Raw genomic sequence first — 15,210 nt, 5'->3', positions numbered from 1 at the left:
CTTTTTAGAGCATCCCCATTATTCGATATTTTTTTGTCCTTGCGGCAACTCCTGTTTTTCAACTGTCCACTGACTTTCTGCCGTCTCCTGCTCTTTGAATACGTCCTCTCCTCCTTGTTCTTTAAATATTTCCTGTACGTTTAACAACTCTGGTTCTCCACCTGATTTCCGTTGCAGCAATAACTCCTGCTCTTTCAACAATTCCTGTCGGCGTAAAAGTTCTTGTTCCTTCAACAACTCCTGCCGATGCAAAGACTCTTGCTCTTTCAGTAATTTTTGTTGACTCAAAGATTGTCGCTCTTGAGGCTGCTCCTGACCTTCAATCTGTTCACTTTCTTGCTGCCGCTTAAATATTTCACCTTTTTTATATACCTGCCCTTTTCCATATGGCCGATAATATTCAACCAGATCACCATTCCATCTGACGAAATAGCCCCTGTCTTGTTCATATTTCGGACAAGGCGTATACCAAGAATTATCTCCTTCCGAACAGTAACTCAAATACAGTTTTCCGCCTTTTTTCACATACCCCTTTACCTTACCGCTACCACCGGGACCGTCTGAACGCCCTTCATGCCATTCGCCCGTAATTATATATCTTGATGATTGTTTAATATTGAAATACTTACCGTAAACACCATCCGGAATATCACGAACATACCCCCAACTACCTGTAAAATCGGCAGATATTGCATTACCCACGAGCAAAGCAGCATACACCCCAAAAATATATTTTTTCATCGTAACCTTTTTATTCGATAAATAATAAACGTTTGGAATTTTATGACGTTACAGATTTTATGTCTATGCCATTCAAGATGAAATTCGGAAGGGCATTTTCACAATCATAAAAAAGTCGTCTGAAACATTTTTCAGACGACCTTTTGACAAACAGGGAACGCGGATTATGCGTTGCCTTCTTGTTGTTGCTGGTACATAGCTTCGAAGTTGATCGGAGCAAGCAGTACGGGCGGGAAGCCGGCGCGGGTTACGCTGGTGGAAATGGCTTCGCGTGCGTAAGGGAAGAGGATGTTCGGGCAGGCTACGCCTAAGAGCAGTTGAACGTCTTCTTCAGGGATATTTTCCAGACGGAAGATGCCGCTTTGAGTCACTTCGTTGAGGAACATGGTGCGTTCGGCGTTGAGTTTGGCGGTTACGGTAACGGTTACGTCAACGTTGTAGTAGCCGTCTTCCAGCTTCTCGCTGTTGGTGGAAACGCGCATATCGACTTCAGGCTCGCCTTGTTCCAAGAAGATTTGGGGGGCATTGGGCACTTCCAAAGACAGGTCTTTGACGAACAGGCGTTCGATGCTGAATACGGGTTGCAATTCTTCGCTCATTTTGTTTTCCTAGTTGGGTTTAAAGTTACGGGTTTAATAAAGAATCCAGCCTGCCTTCGCGGTGCAGGCCGTACAAATCGGTGAAGCCGCCGACGTGGGTATCGCCGATGAAAATTTGCGGTATGCTGCGCTGCCCGGAAAGCTGCTGCATTTCGGCAAAGGCTTCGGGGCTTCGGTCTACGCGGATTTCGTTGATTTCGGCGACGCCCAGCGAATGCAGCAGCTTTTTGGCCATGGTGCAGTAGGGGCAGAATGCGCCTGTATACATCGTAACGGTTTGCATGATTGTTTTCAGAGTTCTAATGGGGTTCACTATATGGGCATATGGTTTATTTTACAATACTTGAAATCGGCTATTTTGCCTGAATCTTTGTTTTCGGGGAGTGAGGGCTGCCTGCCGCCCATGTGCCAAAACGCCGTTTTTAAAGTATGATAAACGGCAATCCGAACCGCTTTTGCCATTTGTTTTCCACAAAACCGACGGCAAGCGGATGGTAGATTAAATTTGAGTCAGAACAGCAACACAATCAGCCGATTATTTTCAGGTTTGGGCAACATCAGTCTGGTTCAAATTTAATCTACTATATTTCTTATTAAAAATCAGGAAATAAAACCATGCTCTCAGGAATCCCCATCCCGAAGGACGCCGTCCGTCCGCCCGAAACCGTGCTCGTCAACATTACGCCGCAGGAAACGCGCGTGGCGGTGTTGGAAGAAAACAATATCTGCGAGCTGCACATCGAGCGCAACAGCGGTCATAGTCTGGTCGGCAATATTTATCTGGGCGTGGTGCGCCGCGTATTGCCGGGAATGCAGAGCGCGTTCATCGACATCGGCTTGGAACGCGCTGCGTTTCTGCATATCGTCGATGTCCTCGAACAACGCCGCAACCCCGATGAAACCCAGCGCATCGAGCATATGCTGTTTGAAGGGCAGTCGGTTTTGGTGCAGGTCATCAAAGACCCGATTAACACCAAAGGCGCGCGCCTTTCCACTCAAATTTCGTTAGCGGGGCGTTTCCTCGTCCACCTTCCGCAGGAAGACCACATCGGCATTTCCCAGCGCATCGAAGACGATGCCGAACGCAACAGCCTGCGCGAACGCCTGACTAATCTATTGCTCGAAGACGCGTGCCACGGCTACATCATCCGCACCAACGCCGAAAACGCCACCGACGAGCAGCTTCTGTCCGATATCCACTACCTGACCAAAGTGTGGGAACACATTCAAGAACAAGCGAAAACCCAGCCGCCGGAAACCCTGCTGTATCAGGATTTGCCTTTGAGCCTGCGCGTGTTGCGCGATATGTTCAGCCTCGACACGCAGAAAATCCTCGTCGATTCAACCGAAAACCACCGCCGCATGACCCGTTTCGCCGAGCAATACGTCCACGGCGCATTGGGCAAGATAGAGCTGTTCAAAGGCGAACGCCCGTTGTTTGAAACCCACAACGTCGAACAGGAAATCAGCCGCGCCCTGCAACCGCGCGTCAACCTCAACTTCGGCAGCTACCTGATTATCGAGTCCACTGAAGCCATGACCACGATAGACGTGAACACCGGCGGCTTCGTCGGCGCGCGCAACTTCGACGAAACCATCTTCCGCACCAACCTCGAAGCCTGCCACACCATCGCCCGCGAATTAAGGCTGCGCAACCTCGGCGGCATCATCATCATCGACTTCATCGACATGGCGCAGGAAGCGCACCGCGAAGCCGTGTTGCAAGAGCTTGCCAAAGCCCTTGCCTTCGACCGCACCCGCGTTACCCTCAACGGCTTCACCAGCTTGGGTTTGGTCGAGCTGACGCGCAAACGTTCGCGCGAAAATCTCAGCCAAATCCTCTGCGAACCCTGCCCGTCCTGCCAAGGCAGGGGTCGTCTGAAAACGCCGCAGACCATCTGCTACGAAATCCAGCGCGAAATCGTCCGCGAAGCCCGCCGTTACGACGTGCAGTCCTTCCGCATCCTCGCCGCGCCCAACGTCATCGACCTCTTCCTCGACGAAGAGTCGCAATCGCTGGCGATGCTCATCGACTTTATCGGCAAACCGATTTCGCTGGCAGTCGAAACCGCCTACACGCAGGAACAATACGATATTGTGTTACTGTAAAGACAAAAGGTCGTCTGAAAACGGAATCGTGGTTTTCAGACGACCTTTTGGCAAAATCGGCAGACCATTCAAACGCAGTATTCCTTTAGAAGAAAATGTCCACCATACCCGGCAGAACCCACGCCGAAGGAAACCCAATCAAGTACGGAAAAGCAACAAAAGGTCGTCTGAAAACCAGCCGCCCCTTTCAGACGACCTCCTGCTAAACCCTTCCTAATTTTCCCCTGCTATCCTCCCATTAATTAAGGAGAACACCATGCGCGTATTGCTTGCAGAAGACGACAACATGATTGCCCAAGCCGTAGCCGCCAACCTCAAAGACAGCGGCTATGCCGTCGATTGGGTCAAAAACGGCAGCCAAGTTTCTACCGCCCTTCAGGCGCAGAACTACGACTTGCTGCTGCTCGACCTCGGACTGCCCGGCAAAGACGGATTGGACGTTCTCACCCAAATCCGACACGAAGGCAGCAAAACCCCCGTCCTCATCGTAACCGCCCGCGACGACCTCCACAGCCGCCTCAACGGACTGGATGGCGGCGCCGACGACTATATCGTCAAACCCTTCGACATGGCGGAACTGCAAGCCCGTATGCGCGCCGTCCTGCGCCGCCACAGCGGCCACAGCCAAACCCTGCTGACCAACGGCGCACTTACCCTCAACCCCGCCACCTACCAAGTCGAAGTCAAAGGAGAAGACAAACCCGTCCTCCTGAGCAACAAAGAATTTGCCGTCCTCCAAGCCCTGATGATGCGCCCCGGCATCATCCTTTCCCGCAGCGATCTTGAAGACAAAATCTACGGCTGGGGCGAAGAAGTTGAAAGCAACGCCGTCGATTTCCTCATCCACGCCCTGCGTAAAAAGCTCGGCAAAGAACACATCCAAAACGTACGCGGCGTAGGCTGGCTGGTCGCAAAAGAGGTCGTCTGAAACCTTAAACCGCGTATCCGCCCGCCCGTGCCATAATTAATAACAAAACCTAAAACAGCCTCGCCAAACACACTATGCATCACTGTATCCAGACCCTCAAACAATCCCTGCAAGTCCGTATCAGCATCGCCCTGATACTGATGTTCCTGCCCTTGTCCATCATCGCAGGCGCGTTCTCCTATTACCAAACCTACCATGAAGCCGAAGAGCTTCAGGACGACCTGTTGCGCCAAACCGCCGCCTACATCAACCCCAAAACCACCGACTACACACAAATAGGCAGCGAAAACCACATCCTCATCCAAACATTCGGACAAGAAGACACCGTCCCCTTGTCCAACACACTCGGCGAAGGATTCCACACCATCAAAGGCGGCGTTGATGACGACGATGACGATGATGACGACGAATACCGCGCCTACATCCACCAAACCCCGCAAGGCAAAATCGCCGTACTACAAGAAACCGAATACCGCGACGACCTCGCCGCCACCGCCGCCTACCAAAGCGTCCTCCCGCTGCTCATCGCCCTACCGCTCATGATCCTGCTGACCGTATGGATCACCTACCGCGCCATGCGTCCCGTTAAGACCCTTTCCGCCTCCCTCGGACAACGCCGTTCAGACGACCTCTCTCCGCTGGACGGAGAAGGCGTGCCCAGCGAAATACAAGGCTTCGTTACCGCCATCAACCAACTGCTGCAACGCACAGGCGAAAACATCCGCCGCCAGCAACGCTTCATCGCCGATGCCGCCCACGAACTGCGCAGCCCCCTGACCGCCCTCTCCCTTCAGGCAGAACGGCTCACCAAGCTGCCCCAATCGGACGAAGCCCGCGAACAGACCGGACTCATCCTCCAAAGCATACAGCGCAACCGCCACCTGCTCGAGCAGCTCCTGACCCACGCCCGCGCCCAAGGCTCCGAAACCCAACGCAACCTGACCGACATCAGCCTGCAAGCCCAGTTCCGCCGCGTGCTGCAAGAACTCATGCCCCTTGCCCTCAACAAACAGCAAGACATCGGCGTCGCCGTTGAAAACGACATCCGCATCCGAGCCGACGACACCGAAATCTACACCCTCATCAAAACCTTCACCGACAACGCCATCCGCTACACCCCCGCAGGCGGCCGCATCGACATAGGTTTCAGCGAGACCCCGACCACCCTCACTATCTGGGTGGAAGACGACGGCCCCGGCATCCCCGCCGCCGAACGCAGCCGCGTAACCGACGCCTTCTACCGCATACTCGGCACGGAACAACAAGGCACCGGACTCGGACTTTCCATCGCCGACGCCATCGCCAAACGCTACGGCGGCAAACTCATCCTCGCCGACAGCCGCAACTTCGCCCACGGCCTGCTGATACAGGCGGAACTCAACAAGCAACTGCTGCAAGCAAACTAAACAAACAAAAGGTCGTCTGAAATCCGTTTTCAGACGCCCTTCTTTATTTTCCAAGCCGAATCAAGGCATCAGCATGCCGCCGTTGACGTGCAGCGTTTGACCGGTGATGTATTTTGCTTGGTCGGAAGCGAGGAACAAGACCGCATCCGCGATGTCTTGCGCTTCGCCGAATTTGCCCAGCGAAGTTTGCGCTTCAAAGGTTTTGCGGGTTTCTTCAGGCAGGGAGCGGGTCATGTCGGTATCGATAAAGCCGGGGGCGACGCAGTTGACGGTAATGCCGCGGCTGCCGACTTCGCGCGCCATGGATTTGGAGAAACCGATCAAGCCTGCTTTTGCCGCGGCATAGTTGGTCTGACCGGCATTGCCCATCACGCCAACGACGGATGTGATGTTGATGATGCGGCCGGCGCGTTGTTTCATCATGCCGCGCAATACGGCTTTAGAGGCGCGGAACACAGATTTGAGGTTGACCTGCATGATGTCGTCCCACTCTTCTTCTTTCATACGCATCAAGAGGTTGTCGCGGGTGATGCCGGCGTTGTTGACCAGAATGTCCAGCTTGCCGAACGCTTTTTCGATGTCGGCAATCAGGTTTTCGATGGTTTCGGGTTCGGCGGAATTCAATGCACGGCCTTCACCGCCCCATTGCGCCAAGCGCCCGCTAATCGCTGCCGCGCCGCTTTCGCTGGTCGCCGTGCCGATAACTTTGGCACCTGCCGCCGCCAGCGTGTCGGCAATCGCCGCGCCGATACCGCGCGATGCGCCTGTTACCAATGCGACTTTGCCGCTTAAATCTTGTGTGCTCATGTTTACTTCCTTGTTTTGGGAATGGAGTCTGTTCATTTCAGACGACCTTATAGCATAAATAGTGTGATGAATCTAATTTTTGAGGTCGTCTGAAACAAAATAAGAAGCCTCCGTATTGTCATTCCCGCACAGGCGGGAATAACAGTGCAGGCATTGCCTATTTTATCTGCTATATCGTCAAATTTCAGACGACCTCTTTCCGTTTATTCGGGCAGGGTTATTTTTTGATGGGGCGGTATGTCTAGAATATAGCGCAACCAGTTGCCAAAACTGTATTTTTGGTAGATTTCGGGCGACAGTTCGCAGTAGGGTTTGGCGACAAATTCTGCCAAACCGTCCAAACTTTTACCATCCCAAATATAGATATTGTCGGAATGATAAAAATCGTATTTGGCAACTTCGGCATTGGTGGTAATGAGCTTTTCCGATAGCCGACCGACTCGATTGTCCGAAACGATAAACCCGTATGCACCGCTGCTTTAAAATCCAGCAAGACGCAGCTTTGCATTTCGCGTTTGATGTTGTCTTCGAACGTGAGCGGCTCTGCTGTCGCTTTGATACTGTCGGGATAAACATCGGAATGTTCGTTCAAACTGCCGTCGTTGACATGGAATATCGTGGAATCGACTTTCCAGCCTTTCTTTTCGGCTTATTCGGAAAAAGTCGAAATGGCTTTGTCCCTGTAGAGATTGGAAACATGCGACCCTAGGAAATAAAAATCGTAGCGGTTTTCGGTATCGGCGTCCGCGCTGCATCGTTTATTGTGAATAGACTTTGAAAGTGCCGAAGCACTCAGTGAATATTTTCCCTTTTATTTGTACCGCCTATCCCGCAAATCTGCTTCTCCGCTATATCTGTTGAATGGCATCCCTGTCGATATGCGGCAGCCCGATCGGTATGTTCGGCTCGATATCGAATGCGCAGTTTATCCAGTTGCTGAAGCTGTATTTGCGTTTCAATTCCGGCGCGATGGGGACGAACGGTCGGGTCAGGAAGTCTTTGAGTTCGTCGAGATTGCTGCCGTCCCAGTAGAACATATTGTCGGGATGGTAAAAATCGTAATGCACGATGGTCGGATTGGTGGTAATCAGTTTTTTATCCAAACCAATGGCCTCAAAAATCCGCAAAGACAAGCCGTAATGCTTGCGGTTGAGGAAGTCGACCAATACGGAGGATTTGGCGGCTTCTTCTAAATTCTGGCGGTAAGACAACGCGTTGGCAAACGAGAAGAACTGTACTTCGGGGATGCCCAGTGCTGCTTGCTCTTCGGCGATTTTCTTGCTCGCCAGACGGAAGTCGATATCCAAACCGATGGCGCGTGCGGCGTCACAGAATGCGCGGATGTCGCTGTTGCGGTCTTCTGCGTACGATCCGATAAAGAGGATTTTGTTTTCGGTTTTTTCAGACGGCGTAAAGCTGTCGAAATAGAAACTTGTGGTCGGATGCAATACATGGTCGTATTCGGGCAGCTTGTTTTGATCAAACGGATCGAAGAAATAAAATTTGTCGAAAAATTCGATATTTTCAAAATCTTCTTTCAAGAAAGTCAGTGCTTCCCAGTTGTAATAGACCATCAGTTTGGCGTGGTTGCGCAGCTTGGAAATAAACTCTTTCGGATAGGCGCCCAGCCAAATCATGAAGCAATAATCCGCCTGCTCGGGATATTGTTCCAACAACGCTTCCAGCCGCTCTTCCACCAAACGGAACATTACCCGTTTCTTGAAATCCATTCGTCCGAGGACGTTGCGGTACCAGATTTTCTGCATGCGTTGGAAGATGCTTTTGTATTTGAATTCTTTTTCTTCGTAAGTCAGGGACAGTACGTTGAAGCCGCATTTTTCCAGATTCTCAATGATGAGCTCGTGGATTTTAAACAGCTCCGGCATAGCCAGGATAACGGTTTTCTTTTTCATAATTGTCGTGCGGTAAAGAGGAAGGGTCGTCTGAAAATATAGTGGATTAACTTTAAACCACTATACAATCAGGCAATGATGAAATTCTTAAAACGGCTGCGACACAGGTTCGCCTTCATTAATTGCCGATACCGAGCATACGGTTGAGCCATTGGGTAAACGAATATTTTTCTTTGATATCCGGACTGACCGGCTGATACGGACGCGCCAAGAAATTAGGCAATTCGTCCAAGCTGCCGCCATCCCATAAAAACACATTGTCGGGATGATAAAGGTCGGTATCCCGTATGCTTTGGTTGGTCGTAATCAGTTTTTTATCGAAATGCAGTGCATCGAAAATGCGGAACGACAAACCGTAATGGTCAAACTGGGCAAAATCGACCACTGCCCCGCAGCTTTGTACCTTGCTTAAATTGTTTTCAAAACTAAGAATGCTGCTGCGGTCGAGATATGTGATGCCTTTGGTACCGAAGGCTTTCTCGGCACGGTCGTCTTTACAGTAAATATGGAAATCCAAAGGCAACCCGAGGCGTTCCGCTTCGCTGATGAAATGCTTGGTCTGCCCTTCCCTCCTCAATTCGTAGCCGCCGAGGAAGTAGAGGCTGTCGTTTGACGGCAGTTCTGGGACAGGCAAATCGAAGTAGAAGTTGGTCGTGGCTTTGAATCCGCATTCCGGATATTGCTTAATATCTTGCGGGTCGAAAACCCAGCATTGGTCAAAATAGTCCAAATATTCCAAGATATCGGGGAATCTCCCAATGCCGTCCCATTGGTAATTGACACATATTTCACTGTGCGCACGAATGGCAGCAATGATTTCTTTGGGATAGATGTTGGCACGGATACACAAGGCGTAATCCGCTTTTTTTCCGTTTAACGAACCCAGCTTGCGCGCAATGTCATCCCGATAGCGGCTATATTTCAAAACCTTTTTGTAGTCGCCGTCTTTGGCAACATATTTGTAATATAGGTTTTTCACCCTGCTCGCCATACTGGGATAAAAAGAATCCCTGTCGTCGTAACAAAGGTTGACGACGTCGAACCCCAAAAAACGCAGGTTTTTTTCGATGCACTTGTCGAGTTCGTACATATTGGGAACGGCAAGGATGATGGTTTTATTAACATTCAATTTAAATACCCAAAAACTGCACTGCTGATAAAGTAATTATTTTTATTAAATTTTCAAATTCTAAATAAATTATCCTTACTAAACTTTTAACATTATTAAAATCCCTCCAAGATACCAAATAGGTTCCACCATATAAAGGCCAAGATATGCAAACCAAGCTTCAATTTCTCAACAATCAAATCTGATAGTAATCTTCTTTAAGAGATGAATATACATATTCAACTGTTTCTCCTTTTAAAATTTCTTTTTCTTTTAACAAATATTGGATAATACTACCTGGATTTAACATACATTCTAAAGGAACAGGAATATAATTTTCTATACTGGCTAGCCTTCTACCAATTGCTCCAAAATCAAAAGCAATAATCGGCAATCCTGTGATGAGACAAGCACTGAGTGTATAAGAATATGTTTCAGGACATATTGCAGGAAACCATATAGCATCTAAATGTTCTTTATTAATGATTTCTATTAATTTATCATCTTGATATTTCCCAAGTATCTTCACATTTTTCTGATTTTTTAAAGAAATATCATCCTGTGTATAGCCAATAACAATAAATTCCAAATTAAAACCATACCGAGAACAAATTTCTGAAACTTCCTTCAAAATATAAAATCCTTTATGTAACCCTATTGCACCAATAATACCTATTCTTTTTATTTTAGAGTTACTGTGGGTATTTTGAATATTATTGAAAGTGGATTCATCATATTGCCAAGAATCAAAGTGTGGTCGAACCACAAAGTCCATATTGTCAAAATATCTCATAAATCTCCATTTAACATCTAAGTCAGGAACAAAAATTTTATATGCATTTTCTAAAATTTTTTGATACCAACCTCTCCAACGTTCAATTGAATAGCCCATTGAATCATTACATGACCGAATACAAATATTACATTGTTCGTTATCAGGTTCCCCACAAAATAAACCAGTATCATCAATTAAATTAATTCTTGGGCAAATAGCATAATAATCATGAAGTGTAAAATAGTATGGTATATTGCTTTTAATGGCAGCTTCTAAAAAATTGTCTACAAAATTATTGGAAAATCCTTTTAAATGGTGTATATGTATAAAATCTAATTCCATATCATTCAGAAAATTATATATTTCTTCTACACTTTCCAACTTAAACTTCAAATTAGGCAAGGGATATTTATTTTCTATTGACAATAGAATATTATTTTTTATGTCAGGCTGCAAAGACAGTACAGAAAATCCTTCAGATATTAGTTTGTCTGTTATTTCTAGAACATGCTTTTCCGTACCTCCGCCAAGAGAGTGAGTCACATTTAAAATTAATTTTTTATTTTTATTGTCAACGTAGTTTTTTAGCCTTTTTATATCTATTCTATTACGATATTCAAATATAGGATCTTCTTTTATAAATCTTTCCACATCCTTCAAATATTTAGGATGCTCATCATTTATAACATTAAGAGCATTCTCAACGCGCTCCAATCTTTGAGTATTACTAAAAGAACTGCTACCATAATGCCGAACAAATAGTCCCATTGCGATTAAATTATCCCAACCCGCCTTCTCGGCTCTAATACATAAATCATTTTCCTCCCCATAACCTTTCCCAAATAGTTCATAATTAAAATATCCAATCTGATTTAAACATTTTCGACGGACGTACATACAAAATCCAACCCCCGTAGGAGCTTTCACAGTATTAAATTTATTTTCGCTAAAAAATAATTTATTTAACTCTGAATCAGGTATTTCATAGCAATAAGAAAAATCTTCGCAGAAAAGAGGATAACTACAAATAGTCGCATTATTTGACATTGCCGTTATAGTTCCTGCTTTAGGGTTTTGTATAGCACAATTAACTATAGTATCTACCCAGCCATCAAAGACTTCAGTATCTGAATTTAATAAGATTAAATCCCTTTGAGGATGAATTTGAAAACCAAAATTACAAGTTAAGACAAAACCTTTATTTTCTTTATTTTCATAATATTCAAATGAAAATTTTTCACTTAAATCTCTCAATATAGTTCGAAGTTCTGGCACAGGGCCTGCATCTTCAATAACAACCAAATTAAACGGGGTTTGGTTTTTTGTTTTCAATACACTATAAATACACCGCAAAGTATCATCAGGAGCACCATATACAGGAATAATAATATCAACAGCAGCTTCTTGATTCTTTTTTTGAGTTGAAAGATTATTCCAATCTTCTGTTCTAGGGCGAATAGGTTTTACATTATCTCTTTTCATGTTCATTATTTCATATTTAATTGGTTAGTATTAAAAATTTCTCTTACCTTTTAAAATCCTGTAGAGACCATGTAGGGGAGCTAACATACTCCAACTTACGGATGATAATATTTTAATGGCTTCCAAGTAACCGTCTATATTACTATTTGGATAATAGATTTGCTTTTTAGGTTTTTTTCTTATCCTCCAGTTAATTTTTTTAAATAATCTAATTATTTTATAACTAGGAGATTTATAAATTTCCATTAATAATGCAGTGTGATTAACATATGAAGAACTATAATTCTGTAATTTTTGAATACGGAAATGGAGATTCTTATTCTCTTGAACTAATTTATTAAATTTATCTATATTCGCTTCATTTTTTTGCTGCAACATTTTAGCTCCTTCTTTCAGTTTGTTTATTTCATTATACAAATCTAAATATCCCAATTGATTATTTAATAGCAGACTTTGATGTTTGTTACAAACTTTTTGCCAATTAAATCTATTAATTTCAGGATTTTTATTTAGCTTATCTATCAGCGATGACCCGTCATGGCGTTTGCGGTAGCGGAACAACACTTCCGGAATACGGATGACTTCTCCGCCGTTGCTTAAGAGGCGTATCCAAAAATCCCAGTCTTCATGTGTTGTCAGGTTTTCATCAAATCCGCCCAAGGCGGCAAAATCTTCGGCGCGATGCATAGAAATGATAGGGATGCGATTCCCCTTCAACAGACTTTCCAAACCGTCATAATCCGGCAGATTCCACAAATCTTCTTGCGCATCAAAATATTCTGCCAACGGATACACCAGCTTGCAGTCGGGATTGTTTTCCAAAACCGCGACGCATTTTTCGATGTAATCCGGCAGGATGAGGTCGTCTGAATCGAGAAACAGGAAGTATTTGCCCCCCGCCAGCCGCGCCGCATGGTTTCGGGCGGCGGCAACGCCTTGATTGTTTTGTACGGCGTAACGTATGGCGGGCTTGTCCGCCAGAAACTCCCTCAAATAATCGGCGTGTTCCAGGTCGGAACCGTCATCAACAATGATGATTTCAAAATTCTGATAGCTTTGGCTAAGGACGGACTGGACGGTTTCTACAATGTATTCCTTACAGTTGTAGTAAGGGATCATCACGGAGACGGTGGGGGACTGGGCTTGATGATTCATGTGGATAGTTGCTTTCTGTCTGTTCGGCAGCCTTCCTTGTCTTTCGGCTCGGTATTTTCAGCCGACCTCTTAGGTAAATTGTCCTTCAACTGACCGGCAGGTCGTCTGAAAATCAACTTGCTATCTGCTTCGGCATATTGCGCAGCATGGCATAGTAGCCGTTTTGCGCCATCAATTCATCGTGTGAACCTTGCTCAACGATATGCCCGTCGTCCATAACAATAATACGGTCAGCTTGTTCGACGGTGGTCAGGCGGTGGGCGACGATGATGCTGGTACGGTTTTCCATCAGGCGTTCAAGGGCTTGTTGGACGAGGCGTTCGGATTCGTTGTCCAGCGCGCTGGTGGCTTCGTCCAAAAGCAGGATGGGGGCATCTTTCAAAATGGCGCGTGCAATGGCGACGCGTTGACGCTGACCGCCGGAGAGCTGATTGCCGTTTGCGCCTATCGGTTGGTTCAAGCCGTATGGCGAGCTTTCAACCAAGTCTTGCAAATTCGCGGCTTTGAGGGCTGCCAATACTTCTTCTTCAGTGGCATCGGGACGGCTGTAACGGACGTTTTCCAAAAGGGTGTCGTCAAACAGGAAAACATCTTGGGAAACAAGGGCGAATTGGGAACGCAGGTTGTCGAGTTTGATGTCTTCAATATTCACATCATCCAAATAAACCGTGCCCGAGCTTGGTTCGACAAAACGCGGAAGCAGGTTGACGACAGTGGATTTGCCGCTGCCTGAGCGACCAACCAAAGCAACGCGTTCACCTTGGCGGATGTCAAGATTGAAGCCGTCCAAGGCTTTTTTACCGTCTTCATGGTAGCGGACATCGACGTTTTCGAATTTCAGACGACCTGAAACGTTTTTCAGATGTTTGGTACCCTTGTCTTGTTCAGGCTCGGTATCAAGGAACTGACAAACCGCATCCGAAGCGATAAACATGGTCTGCATGGGGATGCTGATGTTCGCCAAGTTTTTGATCGGACCGAGCATTTGCAACATGGCAACGATAAACGCCATAAATTCGCCGATGGTGGTATAGCCTTGCTGACTCTGCCAAAGGGCGATAAAGATGACGACAGCCAAAGCAAACGACGCAATCAGTTCGCTGAACGGAGAACGCGCCGCGCTGGCTTGTGTGATTTTTTTACCGAGACGGACAATGGTGTCATTGACTTCGGCAAAGCGTTCGGACGCTTTCTTCTGACCGCCGAAGAGTTTGACCACGCGGTGTCCTTGGTGGACTTCGTTAACGACGTTGTTCAGCGTACCGATACTTTGCTGCGCACTGGCAATGATATCTTTCAGACGGTTGCGGTAATAGCGGGACAGTAAAGACAGCAACGGGAACATCAGGGCGACAATCAGGCTGAGCTGCCAGTTCAAATACAGCAGGACGCAGACCAAACCGATGACAATCATGGTATCGCGGGTCAAAACGATAAAGACATTACTGGCGTTGCTGATGGATGATTCCGCCATTTGCACCATGTTCATCAACACCGTACCGGACGGGGTTTCCTGATGGAATTTGGAAGAGAGTTGCAGCATCTTGGCAAACATATCGCGGCGCAGATGACTGATTGCCATGACGGAAACCCAAGTCAAGAGATATGTGCTGACATAGCGGCTGATGCCTCGAATAATGACCAAAAAGATAAAAAATATCGGCACAACCCAGACTTTGTTAGGCGTACCCCAAATCAGGTAGGTAAATTGGTCTTTCCAGTTTTGCAGCGTGGCGACGATGCCGCCTGAGGTGTTGAATTCGGGCGGAGCGGAAGGCGGAGCGAAGCCTTGGTTGACCAAGGGGGCAATAAAGGCGGCAAGATAGCTTTCGGTGGCGGCGACGCCAAAGATAGCAATTAACGCAAAAATGATGCGGACTTTATAAGGACGGATGTAAGCCATCAAGCGCATGAAGCTGCGCGAATCTTCTTGGGTAAACAGGCCGAAGGTCAGTTTTTCTATCATTGGCTCGGTGTTCCAGATTAATGCAGATTGAATATTTTATTAATCTGTCGGATTGGTAAAGCCTATGATTATATCGCAATGAAGTTACCGATGCGACGAAATTGCTGTTTTTAAATGAATAACAATTTTTATTTCTGTAAAGTTTTTTCAGACGACCTTAAATGTTCAAAATAAATTGATAGTGAACTGGAATGTATAGTGGATTAACTTTAAATCAGGAC

Annotated in this window: 12 protein-coding genes and 1 pseudogene; 3 read left to right on the top strand and 10 right to left on the bottom strand. The window is 46.7% G+C overall.

The window, feature by feature from the left end:
* Positions 1 to 18: 18 nt before the first annotated feature.
* The 3 genes from HMPREF2907_RS13610 to grxC form a co-directional block, all read right to left on the bottom strand.
* Positions 19 to 741, bottom strand: coding sequence for a hypothetical protein (locus tag HMPREF2907_RS13610; protein WP_070682553.1), 723 nt, complete (start codon positions 739 to 741; stop codon positions 19 to 21).
* Positions 742 to 905: 164 nt separating this feature from the next.
* Positions 906 to 1,340, bottom strand: coding sequence for a protein-export chaperone SecB (secB, locus tag HMPREF2907_RS09760; RefSeq protein WP_003755109.1), 435 nt, complete (start codon positions 1,338 to 1,340; stop codon positions 906 to 908).
* 25 nt (positions 1,341 to 1,365) lie between these two features.
* On the bottom strand, positions 1,366 to 1,623 hold the full coding sequence (gene grxC, locus HMPREF2907_RS09755; RefSeq protein WP_003741129.1) for a glutaredoxin 3: 258 nt from the start codon (positions 1,621 to 1,623) through the stop codon (positions 1,366 to 1,368).
* A gap of 332 nt (positions 1,624 to 1,955) precedes the next feature.
* Between grxC and rng the strand changes: the two genes are divergently transcribed.
* The 3 genes from rng (at position 1,956) to HMPREF2907_RS09740 (ending at position 5,783) form a co-directional block, all read left to right on the top strand.
* Positions 1,956 to 3,449 carry a ribonuclease G gene (gene rng / locus HMPREF2907_RS09750; RefSeq protein ID WP_070682551.1) on the top strand — a complete coding sequence of 498 codons (1,494 nt, stop codon included), beginning with the start codon at positions 1,956 to 1,958 and terminating at the stop codon, positions 3,447 to 3,449.
* 256 nt (positions 3,450 to 3,705) lie between these two features.
* Entirely contained in the window at positions 3,706 to 4,377 is a 672-nt protein-coding gene (locus HMPREF2907_RS09745; RefSeq protein WP_003741136.1) for a response regulator, read from the top strand.
* Between the two features lie 74 nt (positions 4,378 to 4,451).
* Positions 4,452 to 5,783, top strand: a complete 1,332-nt coding sequence (locus tag HMPREF2907_RS09740; protein ID WP_070682549.1) for an ATP-binding protein — start codon at positions 4,452 to 4,454, stop codon at positions 5,781 to 5,783.
* 60 nt (positions 5,784 to 5,843) lie between these two features.
* Here the strand turns inward: HMPREF2907_RS09740 and fabG are convergent, their stop codons facing one another.
* From fabG to msbA, 7 genes and pseudogenes are all read right to left on the bottom strand, one after another.
* On the bottom strand, positions 5,844 to 6,590 hold the full coding sequence (gene fabG / locus HMPREF2907_RS09735; RefSeq protein WP_070682547.1) for a 3-oxoacyl-ACP reductase FabG: 747 nt from the start codon (positions 6,588 to 6,590) through the stop codon (positions 5,844 to 5,846).
* 203 nt (positions 6,591 to 6,793) lie between these two features.
* Positions 6,794 to 7,329 (bottom strand): annotated as a pseudogene (locus tag HMPREF2907_RS13735) (WaaS/CpsH family glycosyltransferase); the annotation flags it as partial.
* A gap of 109 nt (positions 7,330 to 7,438) precedes the next feature.
* Positions 7,439 to 8,503 carry a WaaS/CpsH family glycosyltransferase gene (locus tag HMPREF2907_RS09725; RefSeq protein ID WP_070682545.1) on the bottom strand — a complete coding sequence of 355 codons (1,065 nt, stop codon included), beginning with the start codon at positions 8,501 to 8,503 and terminating at the stop codon, positions 7,439 to 7,441.
* Positions 8,504 to 8,621: 118 nt separating this feature from the next.
* Positions 8,622 to 9,632, bottom strand: a complete 1,011-nt coding sequence (locus tag HMPREF2907_RS09720; RefSeq protein WP_239650697.1) for a WaaS/CpsH family glycosyltransferase — start codon at positions 9,630 to 9,632, stop codon at positions 8,622 to 8,624.
* A 175-nt stretch (positions 9,633 to 9,807) separates the two neighbouring features.
* Positions 9,808 to 11,868 (bottom strand): glycosyltransferase, encoded by a 2,061-nt coding sequence (locus HMPREF2907_RS09715; RefSeq protein WP_168165213.1) that lies wholly within the window; start codon positions 11,866 to 11,868, stop codon positions 9,808 to 9,810.
* Positions 11,869 to 11,898: 30 nt separating this feature from the next.
* The gene (locus tag HMPREF2907_RS09710; RefSeq protein WP_070682539.1) at positions 11,899 to 13,023 is read right to left on the bottom strand and encodes a glycosyltransferase family A protein; all 1,125 of its coding nucleotides are present in this window, start codon (positions 13,021 to 13,023) and stop codon (positions 11,899 to 11,901) included.
* A gap of 112 nt (positions 13,024 to 13,135) precedes the next feature.
* Positions 13,136 to 14,989, bottom strand: coding sequence for a lipid A export permease/ATP-binding protein MsbA (gene msbA, locus HMPREF2907_RS09705; RefSeq protein ID WP_070682537.1), 1,854 nt, complete (start codon positions 14,987 to 14,989; stop codon positions 13,136 to 13,138).
* Between the last annotated feature and the right edge of the window lie 221 nt (positions 14,990 to 15,210).

The organism is Neisseria sp. HMSC055H02 (genome assembly GCF_001813335.1).
Classification (GTDB): domain Bacteria; phylum Pseudomonadota; class Gammaproteobacteria; order Burkholderiales; family Neisseriaceae; genus Neisseria; species Neisseria sicca_C.
This window is presented reverse-complemented; position numbering and strand designations above follow the sequence as displayed.

Coding starts and splice junctions, on each gene's coding strand:
- HMPREF2907_RS13610 (WP_070682553.1), bottom strand. CDS start 741: ATGAAAAAATATATTTTTGGGGTGTATGCTGCTTTGCTCGTGGGTAAT.
- secB (WP_003755109.1), bottom strand. CDS start 1,340: ATGAGCGAAGAATTGCAACCCGTATTCAGCATCGAACGCCTGTTCGTC.
- grxC (WP_003741129.1), bottom strand. CDS start 1,623: ATGCAAACCGTTACGATGTATACAGGCGCATTCTGCCCCTACTGCACC.
- rng (WP_070682551.1), top strand. CDS start 1,956: ATGCTCTCAGGAATCCCCATCCCGAAGGACGCCGTCCGTCCGCCCGAA.
- HMPREF2907_RS09745 (WP_003741136.1), top strand. CDS start 3,706: ATGCGCGTATTGCTTGCAGAAGACGACAACATGATTGCCCAAGCCGTA.
- HMPREF2907_RS09740 (WP_070682549.1), top strand. CDS start 4,452: ATGCATCACTGTATCCAGACCCTCAAACAATCCCTGCAAGTCCGTATC.
- fabG (WP_070682547.1), bottom strand. CDS start 6,590: ATGAGCACACAAGATTTAAGCGGCAAAGTCGCATTGGTAACAGGCGCA.
- HMPREF2907_RS09725 (WP_070682545.1), bottom strand. CDS start 8,503: ATGAAAAAGAAAACCGTTATCCTGGCTATGCCGGAGCTGTTTAAAATC.
- HMPREF2907_RS09715 (WP_168165213.1), bottom strand. CDS start 11,868: ATGAAAAGAGATAATGTAAAACCTATTCGCCCTAGAACAGAAGATTGG.
- HMPREF2907_RS09710 (WP_070682539.1), bottom strand. CDS start 13,023: ATGAATCATCAAGCCCAGTCCCCCACCGTCTCCGTGATGATCCCTTAC.
- msbA (WP_070682537.1), bottom strand. CDS start 14,989: ATGATAGAAAAACTGACCTTCGGCCTGTTTACCCAAGAAGATTCGCGC.